We start from the raw sequence: 19,932 nt of genomic DNA, 5'->3' as shown, positions 1-19,932 counted from the left end.
GAGACTCGAACTCGCGACCCCGACCTTGGCAAGGTCGTGCTCTACCAACTGAGCTATTCCCGCTTAATCTTCGTCTTTCATGTTGCTGCTGTGTTGGCTGCCTTTACTCACCACAGTCACTTACTTAAGTAAGCTCTTGTGGATTCGCTCAGTTGCCGCCTTGCTGCAACATGAAATGCTTTGATTAAAATTTGTTGCTGCCGTAACGCATAATTCTCTGTCGTTACGGGAGGCGCATTATACGAGAAATCCTTTCTCCTGCAACCCCTTCAAACGCAATTTTTTGTGAATTTCGTTTGAGTGGCGATTTTATCAGCAAAGCGAGTAATTTAGCGGCAATCTTCGGTATACGCAAGCTTCCCGGATGTAAACTGTAGGCCGGGTAAGGTAAAGCCGCCACCCGGCATAGCCACCTTTTAAAGCTTAATAAAATTCTCACGATAGTAAGCCAGTTCCGCCACCGACTCGCGGATATCATCCATCGCCTTGTGCGTTCCTTCCTTGCTCAAACCGTCCAGAATTTCGGGTTTCCAGCGACGAGCCAGCTCTTTCAGCGTGCTGACATCCAGGTAGCGGTAATGGAAATACGCTTCCAGTTCTGGCATGTACTTAAACAAAAAACGGCGATCCTGTCCGATGCTGTTCCCGCAGATTGGCGACTTACCCGCTGGCACCCACGCTTGCAAAAATTCAATCGTCGCCAGTTCCGCTTCACGTTCACCCATTGTGCTCGCCTTCACTCGCTCCACCAGCCCGCTCCCGGTATGGGTACGCACGTTCCAGTCATCCATCAGTGCCAGCTGTTCATCAGACTGATGAACAGCAATCGTTGGCCCTTCAGCCAGAATATTCAGGTTGGCATCGGTGACCAGTGTGGCGATTTCAATTATGCGATCGCGCTCGGGATCCAGACCGGTCATCTCCAGATCAATCCAAATCAAGTTGTTTTCATTGGCACTCATGCTATTTTCCACCCCTCATACGTCACATTCTGTGTGACTACTCTCAACTAGAATTGTGTGTATCATAGATGTTTTGCCCAACATGGGCGACCAGGAGCCAGTACGATTGAGTAAAAATAAACTCTCCAAAGGCCAACAGCGCCGCGTGAACGCTAATCACCAGCGTCGTCTTAAAACGTCTAAGGAGAAGCCAGACTACGATGACAACCTGTTTGGCGAGACCGCTGAAGGGATCGTCATTAGCCGTTTTGGCATGCATGCCGACGTCGAATCTGCCGACGGTGAAATTCACCGCTGCAACATTCGCCGGACGATACGCTCGCTAGTGACCGGCGACCGTGTGGTCTGGCGTCCCGGCAAAGCGGCTGCGGAAGGGGTCAACGTCAAAGGCATCGTCGAGGCGGTGCATGAACGTACCTCGGTATTGACGCGCCCGGACTTCTACGATGGCGTAAAACCCATTGCCGCCAATATCGACCAGATTGTCATTGTCTCCGCGATTTTACCGGAGCTGTCACTCAATATTATCGACAGGTATCTGGTGGCCTGTGAGACATTGCAGGTTGAGCCGATCATCGTGCTCAACAAAATCGATCTGCTGGATGACGAAAGCATGGCGTTTGTGAATGAGCAGATGGATATCTATCGTCATATCGGTTATCGCGTGCTGATGGTCTCCAGCCACACTCAGGATGGTCTGAAACCGCTGGAAGAAGCGTTGACCGGGCGCATCAGCATCTTTGCCGGTCAGTCCGGCGTTGGGAAATCCAGCCTGCTCAACGCATTGCTCGGTCTGCAGGAAGCCATTCTCACCAACGATGTCTCTGACAACTCCGGTCTGGGGCAGCACACTACCACCGCGGCCCGCCTCTACCACTTCCCACATGGCGGCGACGTCATCGATTCCCCTGGCGTGCGTGAATTCGGCCTGTGGCACCTGGAGCCGGAACAAATCACCCATGGCTTTGTCGAATTTCATGACTATCTGGGGCTGTGCAAATATCGTGACTGTAAGCACGACACTGACCCAGGCTGCGCCATTCGTGCCGCCGTAGAGGACGGGAAAATTGCGGAAACCCGTTTCGAAAATTATCACCGTATTCTCGAAAGCATGTCGCAGGTAAAAACGCGTAAAAACTTTTCTGATACCGATGACTGACAACTAAGCTAAGCATCGCTAGAATCGTCCCCCTTTTTCAGGATCCGGCATCAACGCCGGGTCAGGAACGATAAAACAATAGCCTGGAGGCTACCTTGTTAAACTCATTTAAACTTTCGCTACAATACATTCTGCCGAAACTATGGCTCACTCGCCTGGCGGGCTGGGGCGCGAGCAAACGAGCGGGATGGCTGACTAAGCTGGTTATCGATCTGTTCGTGAAGTACTACAAGGTCGATATGAAAGAAGCGCAGAAGCCAGATACCGCCAGCTACCGCTCATTCAATGATTTCTTTGTCCGCCCACTGCGTGACGACGTTCGCCCGTTGAATACCGATCCGAACGTACTGGTCATGCCGGCTGACGGTGTCATCAGCCAGTTAGGCGCTATCGAAGAAGATAAGATCCTGCAGGCCAAAGGCCACAACTACAGCCTGGAAGCCCTGCTGGCTGGTAACTACCTGATGGCGGATCTTTTCCGTAACGGGTCGTTTGTGACCACCTATCTGTCACCGCGTGATTACCACCGCGTGCACATGCCATGTAACGGCATTCTGCGTGAGATGATTTATGTTCCGGGCGATCTGTTCTCGGTTAATCATCTGACGGCCCAGAACGTTCCAAACCTGTTTGCCCGTAATGAGCGTGTTATCTGCCTGTTCGATACGGAGTTTGGCCCAATGGCGCAAATTCTGGTCGGTGCTACGATTGTTGGCAGTATCGAAACCGTCTGGGCGGGAACCATCACGCCGCCGCGCGAGGGCGTGATCAAACGCTGGACCTGGCCTGCCGGAGAAAGCGAAGGCTCCGTGGCGCTGCTGAAGGGTCAGGAAATGGGTCGCTTTAAACTGGGTTCCACGGTGATCAACCTGTTTGCGCCAGGTAAAGTGAATCTGGTCGAGCAGCTTGAGAGCCTCTCTGTGACCAAAATTGGTCAGCCGCTGGCGATCTCCACAGAGACATTCGTTGCGCCAGTCGACGCCGAGCCTGCACCACTGCCAGATGAAGAGATCAAAGCTGAACACGACGCCAGTCCGCTGGTCGACGATAAGAAAGACGAAACCTAATAGTAGAAGGACGTTGCTGTGCGCCTGATTATCGCGTTTCTGATGGCCTGGTGCCTCAGCCAGGGGGCGTACGCTGCAACCGCCCCCGACGCCAAACAAATCACTCAGGAACTGGAGCAGGCGAAATCCGCAAAGCCTGCTCAGCCTGATGTTGTTGAAGCCCTTCAGTCTGCGTTGAACGCGCTCGAGGAACGTAAAGGTTCTCTCGAACGCGCACAGCAATATCAGCAGGTTATCGATAATTTCCCGAAAATGTCCGCCAGCCTGCGCGCGCAGTTAACCAATCTGCGCGATGAACCCCGCAGCGTATCGCCGGGCATGACGACTGATGCGCTGAATCAGGAAATTCTCCAGGTCAGTAGCCAGCTGCTGGAAAAAAGCCGTCAGGCCCAGCAGGAGCAGGAACGCGCCCGTGAGATTGCCGACTCATTAAGCCAACTGCCTCAGCAGCAAACCGATGCCCGCCGACAGCTCAACGAAATTGAACGCCGTATTGGCAGCGCCACCGGCAACACCCCGCTCAACCAGGCGCAAAATTTCAGCATGCAGGCTGAATCCGCTCGCCTGAAAGCGCTGGTTGATGAGCTGGAGCTGGCGCAGTTGTCGGCCAACAACCGTCAGGAACTGGCTCGTATGCGCTCGGAACTGGCGGAAAAACAGAGCCAGCAACTGGATGCGTATTTACAGGCACTGCGCAATCAGCTCAACAGCCAGCGCCAGCGTGAAGCCGAACGGGCGCTGGAAAGTACCGAGTTACTGGCGGAGAACAGCGCTGATTTACCGCCGGATATTGTCGCCCAGTTCAAAGTGAACCGGGAACTGTCAGCCGCGCTGAATCAGCAGGCGCAGCGCATGGATCTCGTCGCCTCTCAGCAACGTCAGGCCGCCAGCCAGACTCAGCAGGTACGTCAGGCGTTGACGACGCTGCGTGAACAGTCGCAATGGTTAGGCTCGTCTAACCTGTTGGGTGAAGCGTTACGCGCCCAGGTGGCACGTCTGCCGGAAATGCCCAAACCCCAGCAGTTGGATACTGAAATGGCGCAACTGCGCGTCCAGCGTCTGCGCTATGAAGATCAGCTCAATAAGCAGCCTCAGCTGCGCCAGCTCCATCAGGCGGACGGGCAGCCGCTCACCGCCGAACAAAACCGTATTCTTGAGGCGCAACTGCGCACCCAACGTGAGCTGCTGAATTCGCTGTTACAGGGCGGCGACACGCTGATCCTTGAACTGACCAAGCTGAAGGTCTCCAATAGCCAGCTTGAAGATGCGTTGAAAGAGGTGAACGAAGCGACCCACCGCTATCTGTTCTGGACCTCAGACGTTCGTCCAATGTCATTCTCCTGGCCGATAGATATCGTGCAGGATCTGCGTCGGCTGATCTCACTCGACACCTTCAGCCAGTTAGGTCAGGCCAGCGTGATGATGCTGACCAGCAGAGATACCCTGCTGCCGCTGTTTGGCGCGTTGATTCTGGTCGGGTTCAGCATTTACTCGCGTCGCCACTTTACCCGTTTTCTGGAGCGTTCTGCCGCCCGAGTGGGCAAGGTGACGCAGGATCACTTCTGGCTGACGCTGCGTACCGTATTCTGGTCGATACTGGTGGCCTCGCCGCTGCCAGTACTGTGGATGACGCTGGGATACGGACTGCGCGAGGCCTGGCCTTATCCGCTTGCCGTCGCGATAGGCGATGGCGTCACGGCGACGGTGCCGCTGCTGTGGGTCGTGATGATTTGCGCGACATTTGCCCGGCCCAATGGCCTGTTTATCGCCCACTTTGGCTGGCCGCGCGAACGCGTGTCACGTGCGATGCGTTATTATCTGATGAGTATCGGGCTTATCGTGCCGCTGATTATGGCGCTCATCATGTTTGATAACCTCAACGATCGGGAGTTTTCTGGCTCGCTCGGTCGCCTGTGCTTTATGCTGATTTGCGGCGCGCTGGCACTGGTCACCCTGAGCCTGAAAAAAGCCGGGATCCCGCTCTATCTCGATAAAGAGGGCAGCGGCGACAATATCGTGAACAGCATGCTGTGGAACCTGATGATAGGCGCGCCGGTGGTGGCGATACTGGCTGCCGCCGTGGGCTATCTGGCGACGTCACAGGCGCTGCTGGCGCGACTGGAAACCTCCGTCGCCATCTGGTTCCTGCTGTTGGTGATTTACCACGTCATTCGCCGCTGGATGCTAATTCAGCGTCGCAGACTGGCCTTTGACCGTGCCAAGCACCGCCGTGCGGAAATGCTGGCCCAGCGCGCCCGTGGCGAAGAAGAGCCGGCTCATTCAACCAGTCTGGAAGGGACCATCGACGTTGATGAGAGCGAAGTCGATCTTGATGCTATCAGCGCCCAGTCGCTCCGTCTGGTGCGTTCCATCCTGATGCTGATCGCCCTGCTGTCGGTCATTGTGCTGTGGTCGGAAATTCACTCCGCATTCGGCTTCCTCGAAAACATCTCGCTGTGGGACGTCACCTCGACGGTGCAAGGGGTTGAAAGTTTAGAACCCATTACGCTGGGCGCGGTGCTGATCGCGATTCTGGTGTTTATCATCACCACCCAACTGGTGCGTAATCTGCCTGCGCTTCTCGAGCTGGCGTTGCTACAACACCTCGATCTCACGCCGGGTACCGGCTATGCCATTACCACCATCACCAAGTACCTGCTGATGTTAATTGGCGGTCTGGTGGGCTTCTCGATGATCGGGATTGAGTGGGCGAAACTGCAATGGCTGGTGGCGGCACTCGGCGTCGGTCTGGGCTTTGGTTTGCAGGAAATTTTCGCCAACTTTATCTCCGGCCTGATCATCCTGTTTGAAAAGCCGATTCGTATTGGTGACACCGTGACCATTCGCGATCTGACAGGCAGCGTAACGAAGATCAATACCCGCGCGACGACCATCAGCGACTGGGACCGCAAAGAGATCATCGTGCCGAACAAAGCGTTTATCACCGAGCAGTTCATCAACTGGTCGCTGTCTGATTCCGTGACACGCGTGGTGCTGACCATTCCGGCCCCATCCGATGTGAACAGCGAAGAGGTGACGCAAATCCTGCTAACCGCCGCACACCGCTGCTCGTTAGTCATCGATAACCCGGCGCCAGAAGTCTTCCTTGTGGACTTACAACAGGGGATTCAGATCTTCGAACTGCGTATCTATGCCGCCGAGATGGGTCATCGCATGCCGCTGCGCCATGAAATCCACCAGTTGATTCTGGCAGGCTTCCGCGAGCACGGTATCGATATGCCGTTCCCGCCATTCCAGATGCGTCTGGAAAGTTTGAATGGCCGACAAACAGGAAAAACGCTCAGTTCTGCCGGCAGAAGAAGTCGTCCGGCGGGGAGTTTGTAAATCGTTTGTACGTGTATCAGCAGAGGTTGGTTGTATTCCATCAGCCAATCTCTACTTTTTAGAGGCATAAATGATATCGAATAATAAAACGCCATAACCAAAAACTCAGCAGAGTTAACACAACAAAATATTGCCAAATACTGCGATGTTTTTTCCATATAATCACATAGAGGAAAGGGATAAAGATGGGTAGTGTTATTATCATTCCAGCTGCGCCAATGTCGTCATTTTCATTATACATCATGACATCACAGATGTTTTTAATTCCCCTTCCATCGATAAACCATTCCTTACTTTGCGTTGACAACATGATTATCAATAAAATACAAATCACGCTTCCTATAAAATTCAAAACAAAAGCTTTCCAGTTCATTTAATTTCCTTGCAAAATCTTTTGTAGAATATCTTTCTTTTCTATAATTCGTCGGCCATATTCACTATATTCACGTTCTGCAGAGCCCGGTGATTTTCTAATCGAGAGAATAATATCTTCTTTGGCCCGTATAAGTCCGCGATTATACCTGGACCCCGCTAATATAATTTGCTCATCAGTCAGATGAAGAGTATCAGTATCTGGATTATCATAGAGAGTAAGGTCATGTAAATGGAATGCTACAACACGAATGTTAAAACTGTCATCGAGTAAGCATTGTGATAACCTAAATTGCTGAAAATGCGAAAGCGTGTTTGGGTGAATACCGATTGTTCTGGCAGCGACGCCTATCTGGATCGCGATAGAACCAATAGATGTTGCATTGGACAACTCATTGTTGTTCTTTCCCAGGATCTCTTCTATTACTTGTCTGAATTGCAGAACGCCAACACCTTTGAATCTCTCCGGAGTTCCCCCTACTTCAGCAACCGCAACACCCGCAAGGAGTAATTCAGGTATTCGCGCTTCATAAGTATATTGTTTAATTTTTATTCGATGATGTACTAACCAGGCTGTTTTGTAATACCAAAGATATGCTTTTCCTGTCATAAAATGCCAATTAGTGGGCAACGCATACCAACGGAAAAAAAATCCCAACCATTCCAATGAGGGAAACCATATTCATCAATATCACAAAAAGGAGGCGAACTGATCACGATAACAACCCTATGATAGACCTCACTATTGAAAAGACAATAGCTCTTTCGTAACTACTCAGGATGGGATAGACATCACAATTATAAAAACGCATGTCAGCCTAACACAATCTTATTACAATAAGATATTCAAGCCATCTATAAACACAAGAAAATATATAATGCTGTTTATATATTCACACAGCGCGTTATATATAAAGAACAATATAGCTTCTGCAATTAATGTCCATCTAATGATTAAATAAATATCTTGTGTAAAATAAATATATGATGAAGTCGTTCATACTAACCATCTACAGCGACTTAACGTTGAAACCTTAAGGTAGAAGTTACAAAAATAAAATGTGGGCGTTAAATATTAACTGAAAAGCATTCTTTAAAGCGGCGAGAAAAAACACGCCGCTTTGCTTTTTTGATTGAACAAGTTATGCGCGATCAACAGTAAACGCGATCACTTCCGCGAGGCTTTCTGCGCCCAGCGCCAACATCACCAAACGATCCACACCCAGTGCGACGCCAGAACAGTCCGGCATGCCAACCTTCAACGCCTCAATCAGATTGTTATCGATCGGCTGCTGCGGCAGTCCGCGCGCGGCACGCTTACGGTTATCCTGTTCAAAACGTTGCTGCTGTTCACGCGCATCCGTCAACTCATGGAAACCATTCGCCAGCTCAATACCTTTGAAGTAGACCTCGAAACGTTCCGCTACACGGTGATCTTCCGTACTGATCTGCGCCAGTGATGCCTGGCTTGCCGGGAAGTGATACACAAACGTCGGTTTCTCTTTACCAATGTGCGGTTCAACGCCCATCGCAAACAGCAGTTGCAGTAAGGTATCGCGATCTTCTTCCGTATCGGCAATGTTGCTTAAATCCAGCTTTGCGGCAACTTCACGCAGCTGCGTTTTATCCGCAGACAGCGGATCAATCTCCAGATGACGCTGGAACGCTTGCTGATAAGAGAGGCTCTCCGCCGCCGGGCATTCCAGCACCTGCTGCAGCAAATCATCCACTTCGTTCATCAACCGGTACATGTCGTAATGGGGACGATACCACTCGAGCATAGTAAATTCGGGGTTGTGATGACGCCCCATCTCTTCATTACGGAAGCTACGGCACAGCTGAAAGACCGGACCACACCCTGCCACCAGCAGACGCTTCATGTGATATTCCGGACTGGTCATTAAATAGAGGTTCATCCCTTGAGAGTGACCGGGGCCGACGAAACGCGTTTCGAACGGGAACAGATGAATGTCTGTGACCGTCGCCTGGCTCATGCAGGGCGTCTCAACCTCCAGCACGCCGCGATCGGCAAAGAAACGACGAATTTCCGTCATAATTGCCGCGCGTTTTAACAGGTTAGGTATGGACGCGCTCGGCTGCCAGGTTGCCGTTTCGCTCATGGTTCTTTCTCCAGTTTAAGACAAGGGCACGAAGTCTACTCGTAACGCGGCAATGAAACAAATTTTGCTCAGGAATACTCCGACACGGCTGAAGAGTTAAAAAACCGTAAAGCGATGGTTTAGTAATTAAATTAATCAAGATCACTGATAATTCCGGCCTCTGACACGCTAAAAAAATCGAACACGTCAAATTTCCCACTCATCGCAGAGACTATACTGTTGTACCTATAAAGGAGCAGTGGAAACGCATTCGCACCCCACCTGTTTCAGGGGGTTTACCCGAAATATGTGGTGGCGAAATTACAATAATCTGGAGGAATGTCGTGCAAACCTTTCAAGCCGATCTTGCCATTATAGGCGCCGGTGGCGCGGGATTACGCGCTGCAATTGCCGCAGCGCAGGCAAATCCTAATGCAAAAATCGCACTGATTTCAAAAGTGTACCCAATGCGCAGTCACACCGTGGCTGCTGAAGGGGGCTCAGCTGCTGTCGCCCAGGATCATGACAGCTTCGACTACCATTTTCACGATACGGTAGCGGGCGGAGACTGGCTGTGTGAACAGGATGTCGTGGATTATTTTGTCCACCACTGTCCTACCGAAATGACCCAACTGGAACAATGGGGCTGCCCGTGGAGTCGTCGCGAAGACGGCAGCGTCAACGTTCGTCGCTTTGGCGGGATGAAAATTGAGCGTACCTGGTTTGCTGCGGATAAAACCGGCTTCCATATGCTGCATACCCTGTTCCAGACTTCTCTGCAGTTCCCGCAGATCCAACGCTTTGACGAACACTTCGTCCTGGATATCCTGGTCGATGATGGTCATGCTCGCGGCCTGGTGGCGATGAACATGATGGAAGGCACGCTGGTACAGATTCGTGCTAACGCGGTAGTAATGGCGACAGGCGGCGCAGGCCGTGTGTATCGCTATAACACCAACGGCGGCATCGTGACCGGTGACGGCATGGGCATGGCGCTGAGCCACGGCGTTCCACTGCGTGACATGGAATTTGTTCAGTATCACCCGACCGGTCTGCCGGGCTCCGGTATTCTGATGACGGAAGGCTGTCGTGGTGAAGGCGGTATTCTGGTCAACAAAAACGGCTACCGTTATCTGCAGGATTACGGCATGGGTCCGGAAACTCCGCTGGGCGAGCCGAAAAACAAATATATGGAACTCGGTCCGCGCGACAAAGTTTCTCAGGCTTTCTGGCACGAATGGCGTAAAGGCAACACCATCTCCACGCCGCGTGGCGATGTTGTACATCTCGACCTGCGTCATCTGGGCGAGAAGAAACTGCTGGAACGTCTGCCGTTCATCTGTGAACTGGCGAAAGCTTATGTGGGCGTCGATCCAGTGAAAGAACCGATTCCGGTGCGTCCGACCGCGCACTACACCATGGGCGGTATCGAAACCGATCAGAACTGCGAAACCCGCATCAAAGGTCTGTTTGCCGTCGGCGAATGTTCTTCTGTGGGTCTGCACGGCGCGAACCGTCTGGGCTCTAACTCTCTGGCTGAGCTGGTGGTCTTTGGTCGTCTGGCAGGCGAGCAGGCGATGGAGCGTGCAGCAACGGCGGGCACTGCTAACGACGCCGCCCTTGACGCACAGGTTGCTGGCGTTGAACAACGTCTGAAAGACCTGGTCAACCAGGAAGGTAACGAGAACTGGTCGAAGATCCGCGACGAAATGGGGCTTTCGATGGAAGAAGGTTGCGGTATTTACCGTACACCGGAACTCATGCAGAAAACCGTGGATAAGCTGGCCGAACTGCAGGAGCGCTTCAAGCGCGTTCGCATCACCGACACCTCCAGCGTATTCAATACCGATCTGCTGTACACCATCGAGCTGGGTCACGGCCTGAACGTCGCTGAGTGTATGGCGCATTCCGCGCTGGCGCGTAAGGAATCACGCGGCGCACACCAACGTCTGGACGAAGGTTGCACCGAACGTGACGACGTCAACTTCCTCAAACATACTCTCGCCTTCCGCGATGCTGATGGCACGACTCGCCTCGACTATAGCGACGTGAAAATCACCACGCTGCCGCCGGCAAAACGTGTTTACGGTGGCGAAGCGGAAGCAGCCGATAAGAAGGAGAAGGCTAATGGCTGAGATGAAAAACCTGAAAGTTGAGGTGGTGCGCTATAACCCTGAGACCGACACCGCGCCGCACAGTGCTTTCTATGAAGTGCCTTATGATGAAACCACGTCACTGCTGGACGCGCTGGGCTACATCAAAGATAACCTGGCACCAGACCTGAGCTATCGCTGGTCCTGCCGTATGGCGATCTGCGGCTCCTGCGGCATGATGGTCAACAATGTGCCGAAACTGGCATGCAAAACCTTCCTGCGTGATTACACCAACGGTATTAAGGTGGAAGCGCTGGGTAACTTCCCGATTGAGCGCGATCTGGTCGTCGATATGACGCACTTTATCGAAAGTCTGGAAGCAATTAAGCCGTACATCATCGGTAACCCGCGTACGCCGGATCAGGGACCAAATATCCAGAGCCCGGCGCAGATGGCGAAGTATCACCAGTTCTCTGGTTGCATCAACTGTGGTCTGTGCTATGCCGCATGTCCGCAGTTCGGCCTGAACCCTGAGTTCATCGGACCGGCTGCAATTACCCTGGCGCATCGTTACAACGAAGATAGCCGCGACCACGGTAAGAAGGAGCGTATGGCACAGTTGAACAGCCCGAACGGCGTATGGACCTGTACTTTCGTGGGCTACTGCTCCGAAGTTTGTCCGAAGCACGTCGATCCGGCGGCTGCCATTCAGCAGGGTAAAGTAGAAAGCTCGAAAGACTTTCTTATCGCTACCCTGAAACCACGCTAAGGAGTGCAACATGACGACTAAACGCAAACCCTATGTGCGGCCGATGACGTCCACCTGGTGGAAAAAATTGCCGTTTTATCGCTTTTACATGCTGCGCGAAGGCACAGCCGTTCCGGCAGTCTGGTTCAGCATTGAGCTGATTTTTGGCCTGTTCGCACTGAAGCATGGTGTCGAATCCTGGGCGGGCTTCGTCGGTTTTCTGCAAAACCCGGTGGTGGTGATCCTCAACGTGATCGCCCTGGCGGCAGCACTGCTGCACACCAAAACCTGGTTTGAGCTGGCGCCGAAAGCCGCCAACATCATCGTAAAAGACGAAAAAATGGGGCCAGAGCCGATCATCAAAGGTCTCTGGGCGGTTACTGTGGTGGCGACCGTAGTCATACTGTTTGTTGCCCTGTTCTGGTAAGGAGTCCGGGATGATTAATCCAAATCCAAAACGTTCTGACGAACCCGTATTCTGGGGTCTGTTTGGCGCAGGCGGTATGTGGGGTGCGATTATCGCGCCAGTGATGGTTCTGCTGGTGGGGATTCTGCTGCCGCTGGGTCTGTTCCCGGGCGATGCCCTGAGCTATGAGCGTGTTCTGGCGTTTGCTCAGAGCTTTATCGGCCGTGCTTTCCTGTTCCTGATGATTGTCCTGCCGCTGTGGTGTGGCTTACACCGTATGCACCACGCGATGCATGACCTGAAAATCCATGTGCCGGCTGGCAAATGGGTGTTCTACGGTCTGGCAGCCATCCTGACCGTCGTTACGGCGATTGGCATTCTGTCCGTCTAACGTCATCCGCCCTCTTGTCTGCTGATAAGAGGGCGTTTTTATCATTCCCGCCATTATTTCCCCCGCCAGGTTCTACACTTAGGAAAAAACACCCTAAGGATAAAACTATGCGCCTGCTCCCCATCGTTGCCGCTGTAACCGCTGCGTTTCTTGTGGTCTCCTGTAGTACCCCAACCCCGCCACAGGGCGTTACCGTGGTGAATAACTTCGATGCCAAACGCTACCTCGGAACCTGGTACGAAATTGCCCGCTTTGATCATCGCTTTGAACGCGGACTGGAGAAGGTCACGGCGACTTATAGCCAGCGCGATGACGGTGGCCTTACTGTCATCAATAAAGGCTGGAATCCGGACAGGAACAGATGGCAGCAAAGTGAAGGAAAAGCCTATTTTACCGGTGACCCAAGCCGCGCAGCGCTGAAGGTTTCGTTCTTTGGGCCTTTCTACGGCGGGTATAACGTTATCGCGCTCGACAGAGAGTACCGACACGCGCTGGTCTGCGGCCCGGATCGCGACTACTTGTGGATACTCGCCCGCACGCCAACCATTTCTGACGAAATGAAGCAGCAGATGCTGGCCGTCGCGACCCGGGAAGGGTTTGATGTCAATAAACTTATCTGGGTGAAGCAGCCCGGCGATTAGTGGGTGCTTAATTTCAGACCAATAATACCGACAACGATTAACGCCAGACTTGCCAGACGCATGGGATTGGCCGATTCGCCCAGCAGCAGAATACCGGTGATGGCGGCACCGACGGCGCCAATCCCTGTCCACACGGCATACGCGGTACCCACGGGTAGCGTTTTCATCGCCCACGCAAGGAGCGCCATACTGACGATCATCGCGGCAATAGTGATGATACTCGGTGTCAGGCGACTAAAACCGTGGGTATATTTCAGCCCCACCGCCCAAACGACTTCAAGCAGACCGGCGATTAATAAGATTATCCAGGACATATCAGGCTCCAGAGAAATGGGGCCGTCCCCGATGAAAGAAGCGTTCGCAGGTCGTCCTGCAAAGCTGAAGGTGGAAAAAACATTCTTGCCCGAGCGGCGGTGAATTTCAACATTTTTATCTTTCCGCACCTAAAAGCTTGAATTAGGCGCATTTCGCTGCGTATTTTGCGCATTCAGCACTCATCCGACTTCTCTATGATGGGACGCTTTCTGAAGTCAGGAAGCCATTTGCCTTACTTCTGAATGCGAAAACGCTATGTTGAAAATATTAGTGATTGACCGTTGCCACTTCACCCGCACAGGGATCGACGCATGGCTTAATCATTCCGAACTCTTTAATACGTCGTTTCTGGTCTCTGGGCTCAATAATCTCTTACTGGTTAAAGAGCACATCCAGCAGTGGAAACCTCACCTGGTTATTGCGGACTTATACGGTTTTCTCAACGACACCCTGTCGGCCGAGTCCATTGCCCCATTTTTACTCGCCTGTGGCAGCAGTCCGTTGATATTACTGGAGTCAGGAGGAGTGATGGTAGAGACGCAGCGCTATCCTGTCTGTGCGTCATTAACCAAGCAGGTCTCTTTGGCGATACTGGCTGAAAATATCCACAACGCCCTGCTGAGCGGCTCGGTATCGGAAGCGCCCGGCAATACCTCGACGCTGCTTACACCTCAGGAAGAGAAAGTACTGACGATGTGGATGGAGGGGGCGAGTAACAACGCGATTGCCTGTGCGCTCAGTATTCATGGCAAAACGGTGTACACCTACAAACGCAATATCCGCATGAAGTTACACATGGATAATCGCTTTTCGCCGTTTCTTGCGCCAGCCGAGCTGAAAAATTAACGGCACGACAACACTGCCGTACCGTTTTCACCGTTACTGCTGAGCTTTGGTTGCTGCGCCTGAAATAGCGTTGCCGCCGTCGGAGATGTCTTCGCCCACACCACGTGTGGTGTTACACGCAGTCAACACGGAGGAAAGTACTAACACAGAAAAGATCGCTGCAATTGTCTTTTTAACCATAACGTCTTCCTTTTCTAGCCAATGTTATTTGTGTAGTGCCACTTAATCATAGACAAGATCCCGAACAATGCCGGGAGATAGACGCTTTTTAGGACGATGAGAAGAAAATTAACCGGCCGCGTGAGAAATGGAATTGCCGAGGTGCTTAATATCCTCACCAAAGCCGCGCGCGGTATTGCAGCCCGCCAGCAACGAGGTGGTGAGAAGAATCAGTGTTACAAGACCGAGAAGACGTTTCATCATTCCTGCCTTGGATAAACAATGGCGCAGCAAAGCTGCTGCACCATAATGAGCTAAACGCGCGGATTATTTAACGCGGGAAACGTATTCGCCTGAACGCGTATCCACTTTAATCACTTCGCCAATCTGAACGAACAGAGGCACTTTAACTACGGCGCCAGTAGACAGCGTTGCCGGCTTGCCACCTGTACCAGCGGTATCGCCTTTCAGACCCGGATCGGTATCAACGATTTCCAGTTCAACAAAGTTCGGCGGCGTCACGGAGATAGGCTGACCGTTCCACAGGGTCACGATGCACTCAGCCTGATCCAGCAACCATTTTCCGCTATCGCCAATCGCTTTAGCATCTGCGGAAAGCTGCTCGAAGGTTTCGTTGTTCATGAAGTGCCAGAACTCGCCGTCGTTGTACAGGTAAGTCAGGTTCATATCTACAACGTCAGCGCCTTCAGCAGAGTCAGTCGACTTGAAGGTTTTCTCAACGCGAGTACCGGTCAGCAGACGACGCAGTTTCACGCGCGCAAAAGCCTGACCTTTACCTGGTTTAACGAATTCGCTGGCTTCAACCGCATAAGGTTCGCCGTCCAACATGATTTTAAGACCAGCACGAAAATCGTTGCTATAGTACGTTGCCATAAGGCCCTCTGAAAATTGTTAACTGGTAGCTAAGCCACAAAATGGCGCATATTGTAACCCTAAATACCCCATCCAGAGAAGATTGGTTATCGCAACTTGCCGATGTTGTGACCAATCCCGATGAACTCCTGCGTCTTTTGAATATAGACGCAGATGAAAAACTGTTGGCTGGACGCGACGCCAAACGGCTGTTCGCCCTGCGCGTGCCGCGTGCATTTATCGCACGTATGGAAAAAGGCAATCCTGACGATCCGCTTTTACGTCAGGTACTTACCTCCGAAGATGAGTTTATTACCGCGCCGGGTTTCTCCACCGATCCGCTGGAAGAACAGCATAGCGTCGTACCGGGACTGCTGCATAAATACCGTAACCGGGCGCTGCTGCTGGTGAAAGGCGGCTGTGCGGTAAATTGTCGCTATTGCTTCCGTCGCCACTTTCCGTACGCCGAAAATCAGGGAAATAAGCGAAACTGGCAGACGGCGCTGGACTACATTAGCGCGCACACCGAGCTGGATGAGATCATTTTCTCCGGCGGCGATCCGCTGATGGCCAAAGATCATGAGCTGGACTGGCTGCTCACACAACTGGAAGCCATTCCCCATATCAAACGTCTGCGTATTCACAGTCGCCTGCCCATCGTCATCCCTGCGAGGATTACGGAGGGGCTGGTTGCCCGCTTCACCCGTTCTTCGCTGCAGATCCTGCTGGTGAATCACATTAACCACGCTAACGAGGTGGATGACGCGTTTCGACAAGCAATGGCGAAACTACGCATCGCAGGCGTTACGCTGCTCAATCAGAGCGTCCTGTTGCGTAGCGTCAATGATAACGCGCAGACGCTGGCGAACCTCAGTAATGCGCTGTTTGATGCGGGCGTCATGCCCTATTACCTGCACGTGCTGGATAAAGTGCAAGGGGCGGCGCATTTCATGGTGACGGATGATGACGCGCGCCAGATTGTGCGTGAACTGCTCACCCTGGTCTCGGGTTATATGGTGCCCAAACTGGCGCGGGAAATTGGCGGCGAACCGAGTAAAACGCCACTGGATTTACAACTGCGTCAACAATAACCTCGCAATCAGGTGTCCGTATCCGGACACCTGTCACCAAAACCCCGGATTCCCCCATTCTGTATGCTATTTTAGCGACACCTTGCGAACTATATATTTAAAAATCATATGTATAAGTCGCAACTAATCGCTGAATTTATTATTGGTGAGGGAGAACCGTTATGGCTATCAGTATCAAAGGAGTGAATACGGGTGTTATTCGTAAAGCGAACGAATTCATCGCGCTGGCGCTGAAAATTAAAGAGCTAAGGAACAAGGAATCGCTGTTTTTTCTACCTGCGCTGGAATTACGCGATCTGCTGATTGCCGTGGAAAGTCGTCTGTACCAGAAACAGCAACTGAACGCTGCCGAACGTCAGCACTACGAAAAAACGCGCGATGCTATCAGCAAGAAAATGCAGGAAAACATTCCCGCGATGGTGGAAAACGAACTTCGACATGCGGATATTCATCGCCGTGTCACCGCTGTCGCCTTAACTGACGCGAGTGGTGACAACATCACACTGACCTTCACGCTTCACGATGGCACAACCTGCGACCTGCGGGTGAACGAATTGCAGATTGATACTTTGGTGTATGCCATTATTCGGGCGATAGAGAACGCGGGTATGCGGGAACTGGCACTGAGGATCTCCTCGTTGCTGGATTTTTTGCCGCTGTACGATGCGGACTGTCTGGACCATGAGCGACTGGAATACGACGCCTACACGCAGTCAGAGTGGAAACACGCGCTTTTCACGCATTATCTTGCGGTACTTTATCGTTTTACGGATGAAACAGGAAAGGAACGGTTCTGCGGCGCTGTCGTGAAAACCCGCGTTCCATCGGGTAGTAAAGAGGCGGAAGCCATTTCCCGTCGTGTACTCGACTTTAGCCCGAGGCTGAAAAAGCTGGCAGGTAAATCGTGTCAGGTTTTTGTCAGAACGCTGACGGCGGATAAAGCGCAGACGCTGACCCAGGAGCAATGCCTGCGCGCGCTACATCATTTACGGGTTCAGTCCGTTAACGCCGCAACACAGCACGCCTGATGGCGCTGCGCTTATCAGGCCTACGACATAACTTCGAGTCATTACACAAAATCATTCAATCAGAATCGCGGCGGCAAGCGAAGAAATCCCCAGGAGCATAGATAACTATGTGACTGGGGTTTCACAGCGCAGCCAACAAAGAGGCTGGTTGAAGGATGAAGTGTAATCAATTAGGGCACTTATAAACCTGGCCAATCATCTCACTGGCCGTCGGGACAAAGCTGGATAACATGCCCTGGCTCGGGCTGCTGACGCCATAAATCACGTTGCCGCCCATCGCTGCTGCCTGGTTGCGCAGGTCATTTGCCGCACCACGCATAGAACCGCCTTCTTCACCGTGCTGACCTGAAAGCCAGTTGCTTTGCTTCCCGGTGGCCGTGCCAATCAACTGACATTCAGCGCCTGGCTTCTCTTCCACAAAGCGAACACTTTGCCCTGCGGAACTCAGTTCGTTGCTGGAGCTACAACCCGCCATCAGTAGCGCGGCACCGACGATCCCTGCTAAATATTTCACGTGCATGTTATTCCCCATAATCAATGAGCTGGACGTTTTGTCCGTCACTGAATCTTATACTAAAAAGATGACCAAAAGAAAAACCCCCGAACATTTCTGCCCGAGGGTTTCTCATTTCCGGGAGATTAACACCCTGCAGCCTGAAGGATGCAGGGTGTAGGCGATTACATCATGCCGCCCATACCACCCATGCCGCCCATACCACCAGCAGCACCTAAGTCAGGCGCGTCGCCTTTCGGCAGGTCGGTTACCATGCACTCTGTGGTAATCATCAGGCCAGCCACAGAAGCCGCGTACTGCAGAGCAGAACGGGTGACTTTGGTTGGATCCAGGATACCCATATCGATCATGTTGCCGTATTCTTCGGTCGCTGCGTTGTAACCGTAGTTGCCATCGCCCGCTTTCACGGTGTTAGCGACAACAGACGGTTCTTCGCCGCAGTTCAGAACGATCTGACGCAGCGGAGATTCCATTGCGCGCAGCGCAACTTTGATACCGACGTTCTGATCTTCGTTCTGACCTTTCAGGCCAGCGATTTTGGAGGCTACGCGAATCAGCGCCACGCCACCACCGGCAACCACGCCTTCTTCTACCGCAGCACGGGTCGCGTGCAGGGCATCTTCAACGCGGGCTTTTTTCTCTTTCATTTCAACTTCAGTCGCAGCACCAACTTTGATGACTGCCACGCCGCCTGCCAGTTTCGCTACGCGCTCCTGCAGTTTTTCGCGGTCGTAGTCGGAGGTGGCTTCTTCGATCTGCTGACGAATCTGAGTCACACGACCCTGGATTGCCGCTTCGTCACCCACGCCATCGATGATGGTGGTGGTGTCTTTGTTGATCACAACGCGTTTTGCCTGACCCAGGTCTTCCAGCGTTGCTTTTTCCAGCTCCATACCGATCTCTTCAGAGATCACGGTACCGCCAGTCAGAGTCGCGATATCCTGCAGCATCGCTTTACGACGATCGCCGAAACCAGGAGCTTTAACCGCAGCCACTTTCACGATGCCGCGCATGGTGTTAACCACCAGCGTTGCCAGCGCTTCGCCTTCCACATCTTCAGCGATGATCAGCAGCGGTTTGCCTGCTTTCGCAACGGCTTCCAGAACCGGCAGCATTTCGCGGATGTTGGAGATTTTCTTGTCAGCCAGCAGGATGAACGGGCTTTCCAGTTCTACTGCACCAGTTTCCGGCTTGTTGATGAAGTACGGTGACAGGTAGCCACGGTCGAACTGCATACCTTCAACGACGTCCAGTTCGTCCTGCAGACCGGTACCGTCTTCCACGGTAATCACGCCTTCTTTACCGACTTTGTCCATCGCTTCTGCGATCAGTTTACCTACGGTTTCGTCGGAGTTAGCAGAGATGGTACCCACCTGAGCAATGGCTTTAGAGTCGGAGCACGGTACGGACAGCGCTTTCAGTTCTTCAACCGCAGCCGCAACCGCTTTGTCGATACCACGCTTCAGGTCCATCGGGTTCATACCCGCAGCAACGGCTTTCAGCCCTTCGGTGATGATGGACTGAGCCAGTACGGTCGCAGTGGTGGTACCGTCGCCTGCTGCGTCATTCGCTTTAGAGGCGACTTCTTTCACCATCTGCGCGCCCATGTTTTCGAACTTGTCTTCCAGTTCGATTTCACGTGCTACGGAAACACCATCTTTAGTGATGGTCGGTGCGCCGAAGGATTTGTCCAGAACGACGTTACGGCCTTTCGGACCGAGGGTGACTTTCACTGCGTCTGCCAGTACGTTTACGCCGCGCAGCATTTTCACACGAGCGTCGTTACCGAATTTTACGTCTTTAGCTGCCATTTTCTCTTTCCC

Annotated in this window: 21 protein-coding genes; 11 read left to right on the top strand and 10 right to left on the bottom strand. The window is 52.5% G+C overall.

All coding sequences use genetic code 11. The features are described from left to right. Window positions 1-416: 416 nt before the first annotated feature. Window positions 417-962, bottom strand: coding sequence for an oligoribonuclease (gene orn / locus OGW13_RS14875; RefSeq protein WP_042999177.1), 546 nt, complete (start codon window positions 960-962; stop codon window positions 417-419). Between the two features lie 106 nt (window positions 963-1,068). Between orn and rsgA the strand changes: the two genes are divergently transcribed. The 3 genes from rsgA to mscM all read left to right on the top strand — a co-directional run bounded on the left by rsgA (window position 1,069) and on the right by mscM (window position 6,533). Beyond that, window positions 1,069-2,121: a small ribosomal subunit biogenesis GTPase RsgA gene (rsgA, locus tag OGW13_RS14870; RefSeq protein ID WP_044327158.1), complete on the top strand. Its 1,053-nt coding sequence runs from the start codon at window positions 1,069-1,071 to the stop codon at window positions 2,119-2,121. 95 nt (window positions 2,122-2,216) lie between these two features. Beyond that, window positions 2,217-3,188, top strand: coding sequence for an archaetidylserine decarboxylase (gene asd / locus OGW13_RS14865; protein ID WP_042999175.1), 972 nt, complete (start codon window positions 2,217-2,219; stop codon window positions 3,186-3,188). Between the two features lie 18 nt (window positions 3,189-3,206). Then, on the top strand, window positions 3,207-6,533 hold the full coding sequence (mscM, locus tag OGW13_RS14860; protein ID WP_042999174.1) for a miniconductance mechanosensitive channel MscM: 3,327 nt from the start codon (window positions 3,207-3,209) through the stop codon (window positions 6,531-6,533). Between the two features lie 58 nt (window positions 6,534-6,591). Here mscM and OGW13_RS14855 read toward each other — a convergent pair whose 3' ends face one another. The 3 genes from OGW13_RS14855 to epmA all read right to left on the bottom strand — a co-directional run bounded on the left by OGW13_RS14855 (window position 6,592) and on the right by epmA (window position 9,025). After that, the gene (locus OGW13_RS14855; RefSeq protein ID WP_287116249.1) at window positions 6,592-6,906 is read right to left on the bottom strand and encodes a YjeO family protein; all 315 of its coding nucleotides are present in this window, start codon (window positions 6,904-6,906) and stop codon (window positions 6,592-6,594) included. Continuing rightward, on the bottom strand, window positions 6,907-7,572 hold the full coding sequence (locus OGW13_RS14850; RefSeq protein WP_353622484.1) for a hypothetical protein: 666 nt from the start codon (window positions 7,570-7,572) through the stop codon (window positions 6,907-6,909). A gap of 475 nt (window positions 7,573-8,047) precedes the next feature. Continuing rightward, on the bottom strand, window positions 8,048-9,025 hold the full coding sequence (epmA, locus tag OGW13_RS14845; protein WP_042999172.1) for an elongation factor P--(R)-beta-lysine ligase: 978 nt from the start codon (window positions 9,023-9,025) through the stop codon (window positions 8,048-8,050). 323 nt (window positions 9,026-9,348) lie between these two features. On the opposite strand from epmA, the gene frdA reads away from it, so the two are divergent. From frdA to OGW13_RS14820, 5 genes are all read left to right on the top strand, one after another. Then, entirely contained in the window at window positions 9,349-11,139 is a 1,791-nt protein-coding gene (gene frdA, locus OGW13_RS14840) for a fumarate reductase (quinol) flavoprotein subunit (RefSeq protein ID WP_042999171.1), read from the top strand. Beyond that, window positions 11,132-11,866: a fumarate reductase iron-sulfur protein gene (gene frdB / locus OGW13_RS14835; protein ID WP_042999170.1), complete on the top strand. Its 735-nt coding sequence runs from the start codon at window positions 11,132-11,134 to the stop codon at window positions 11,864-11,866. The genes frdA and frdB overlap by 8 nt, the downstream gene beginning before the upstream one ends. Before the next feature lie 10 nt (window positions 11,867-11,876). Next, on the top strand, window positions 11,877-12,272 hold the full coding sequence (gene frdC, locus OGW13_RS14830) for a fumarate reductase subunit FrdC (protein WP_042321376.1): 396 nt from the start codon (window positions 11,877-11,879) through the stop codon (window positions 12,270-12,272). 10 nt (window positions 12,273-12,282) lie between these two features. After that, window positions 12,283-12,642 (top strand): fumarate reductase subunit FrdD, encoded by a 360-nt coding sequence (gene frdD, locus OGW13_RS14825; RefSeq protein ID WP_042999169.1) that lies wholly within the window; start codon window positions 12,283-12,285, stop codon window positions 12,640-12,642. Window positions 12,643-12,749: 107 nt separating this feature from the next. Further along, window positions 12,750-13,283, top strand: a complete 534-nt coding sequence (locus OGW13_RS14820; protein ID WP_042999168.1) for a lipocalin family protein — start codon at window positions 12,750-12,752, stop codon at window positions 13,281-13,283. On the opposite strand, the gene sugE is transcribed toward OGW13_RS14820, so the two are convergent. Then, the gene (sugE, locus tag OGW13_RS14815) at window positions 13,280-13,597 is read right to left on the bottom strand and encodes a quaternary ammonium compound efflux SMR transporter SugE (RefSeq protein WP_042321373.1); all 318 of its coding nucleotides are present in this window, start codon (window positions 13,595-13,597) and stop codon (window positions 13,280-13,282) included. The genes OGW13_RS14820 and sugE overlap by 4 nt on opposite strands. Before the next feature lie 256 nt (window positions 13,598-13,853). Between sugE and OGW13_RS14810 the strand changes: the two genes are divergently transcribed. Next, window positions 13,854-14,444, top strand: coding sequence for a LuxR C-terminal-related transcriptional regulator (locus tag OGW13_RS14810; protein WP_287116248.1), 591 nt, complete (start codon window positions 13,854-13,856; stop codon window positions 14,442-14,444). A gap of 33 nt (window positions 14,445-14,477) precedes the next feature. On the opposite strand, the gene ecnB is transcribed toward OGW13_RS14810, so the two are convergent. The 3 genes from ecnB to efp all read right to left on the bottom strand — a co-directional run bounded on the left by ecnB (window position 14,478) and on the right by efp (window position 15,497). Beyond that, window positions 14,478-14,624 carry a lipoprotein toxin entericidin B gene (gene ecnB, locus OGW13_RS14805; protein ID WP_042999166.1) on the bottom strand — a complete coding sequence of 49 codons (147 nt, stop codon included), beginning with the start codon at window positions 14,622-14,624 and terminating at the stop codon, window positions 14,478-14,480. Window positions 14,625-14,732: 108 nt separating this feature from the next. Beyond that, on the bottom strand, window positions 14,733-14,867 hold the full coding sequence (locus tag OGW13_RS14800) for an entericidin A/B family lipoprotein (RefSeq protein ID WP_287116247.1): 135 nt from the start codon (window positions 14,865-14,867) through the stop codon (window positions 14,733-14,735). Between the two features lie 63 nt (window positions 14,868-14,930). Continuing rightward, window positions 14,931-15,497: an elongation factor P gene (gene efp / locus OGW13_RS14795; protein WP_042999164.1), complete on the bottom strand. Its 567-nt coding sequence runs from the start codon at window positions 15,495-15,497 to the stop codon at window positions 14,931-14,933. 41 nt (window positions 15,498-15,538) lie between these two features. Between efp and epmB the strand changes: the two genes are divergently transcribed. After that, window positions 15,539-16,567 (top strand): EF-P beta-lysylation protein EpmB, encoded by a 1,029-nt coding sequence (gene epmB, locus OGW13_RS14790; RefSeq protein WP_287116246.1) that lies wholly within the window; start codon window positions 15,539-15,541, stop codon window positions 16,565-16,567. A 161-nt stretch (window positions 16,568-16,728) separates the two neighbouring features. Further along, on the top strand, window positions 16,729-17,595 hold the full coding sequence (gene yjeJ / locus OGW13_RS14785) for a YjeJ family protein (protein WP_287116245.1): 867 nt from the start codon (window positions 16,729-16,731) through the stop codon (window positions 17,593-17,595). A 166-nt stretch (window positions 17,596-17,761) separates the two neighbouring features. Here yjeJ and OGW13_RS14780 read toward each other — a convergent pair whose 3' ends face one another. Both OGW13_RS14780 and groL read right to left on the bottom strand, forming a co-directional pair. Further along, entirely contained in the window at window positions 17,762-18,115 is a 354-nt protein-coding gene (locus OGW13_RS14780; protein ID WP_042999161.1) for a DUF4156 domain-containing protein, read from the bottom strand. A gap of 158 nt (window positions 18,116-18,273) precedes the next feature. Next, window positions 18,274-19,920: a chaperonin GroEL gene (groL, locus tag OGW13_RS14775; RefSeq protein WP_003025464.1), complete on the bottom strand. Its 1,647-nt coding sequence runs from the start codon at window positions 19,918-19,920 to the stop codon at window positions 18,274-18,276. Between the last annotated feature and the right edge of the window lie 12 nt (window positions 19,921-19,932).

Source organism: Citrobacter sp. Ca225 (assembly GCF_030337175.1).
Taxonomy (GTDB): Bacteria; Pseudomonadota; Gammaproteobacteria; order Enterobacterales; family Enterobacteriaceae; genus Citrobacter_A; species Citrobacter_A amalonaticus.
Note: the sequence above shows the minus strand (reverse complement) of the source record. Positions and strands in the feature narration are given on the sequence as shown.

What these genes read in the sequence shown, in the direction of transcription:
- frdC (WP_042321376.1), top strand. Translation starts at nt 11,877, where the DNA reads ATGACGACTAAACGCAAACCCTATGTGCGGCCGATGACGTCCACCTGG.
- frdD (WP_042999169.1), top strand. Translation starts at nt 12,283, where the DNA reads ATGATTAATCCAAATCCAAAACGTTCTGACGAACCCGTATTCTGGGGT.
- sugE (WP_042321373.1), bottom strand. Translation starts at nt 13,597, where the DNA reads ATGTCCTGGATAATCTTATTAATCGCCGGTCTGCTTGAAGTCGTTTGG.
- efp (WP_042999164.1), bottom strand. Translation starts at nt 15,497, where the DNA reads ATGGCAACGTACTATAGCAACGATTTTCGTGCTGGTCTTAAAATCATG.
- OGW13_RS14810 (WP_287116248.1), top strand. Translation starts at nt 13,854, where the DNA reads ATGTTGAAAATATTAGTGATTGACCGTTGCCACTTCACCCGCACAGGG.
- OGW13_RS14820 (WP_042999168.1), top strand. Translation starts at nt 12,750, where the DNA reads ATGCGCCTGCTCCCCATCGTTGCCGCTGTAACCGCTGCGTTTCTTGTG.
- OGW13_RS14855 (WP_287116249.1), bottom strand. Translation starts at nt 6,906, where the DNA reads ATGAACTGGAAAGCTTTTGTTTTGAATTTTATAGGAAGCGTGATTTGT.
- groL (WP_003025464.1), bottom strand. Translation starts at nt 19,920, where the DNA reads ATGGCAGCTAAAGACGTAAAATTCGGTAACGACGCTCGTGTGAAAATG.
- ecnB (WP_042999166.1), bottom strand. Translation starts at nt 14,624, where the DNA reads ATGGTTAAAAAGACAATTGCAGCGATCTTTTCTGTGTTAGTACTTTCC.
- yjeJ (WP_287116245.1), top strand. Translation starts at nt 16,729, where the DNA reads ATGGCTATCAGTATCAAAGGAGTGAATACGGGTGTTATTCGTAAAGCG.
- epmA (WP_042999172.1), bottom strand. Translation starts at nt 9,025, where the DNA reads ATGAGCGAAACGGCAACCTGGCAGCCGAGCGCGTCCATACCTAACCTG.
- epmB (WP_287116246.1), top strand. Translation starts at nt 15,539, where the DNA reads ATGGCGCATATTGTAACCCTAAATACCCCATCCAGAGAAGATTGGTTA.
- orn (WP_042999177.1), bottom strand. Translation starts at nt 962, where the DNA reads ATGAGTGCCAATGAAAACAACTTGATTTGGATTGATCTGGAGATGACC.
- frdB (WP_042999170.1), top strand. Translation starts at nt 11,132, where the DNA reads ATGGCTGAGATGAAAAACCTGAAAGTTGAGGTGGTGCGCTATAACCCT.
- OGW13_RS14800 (WP_287116247.1), bottom strand. Translation starts at nt 14,867, where the DNA reads ATGATGAAACGTCTTCTCGGTCTTGTAACACTGATTCTTCTCACCACC.
- OGW13_RS14780 (WP_042999161.1), bottom strand. Translation starts at nt 18,115, where the DNA reads ATGCACGTGAAATATTTAGCAGGGATCGTCGGTGCCGCGCTACTGATG.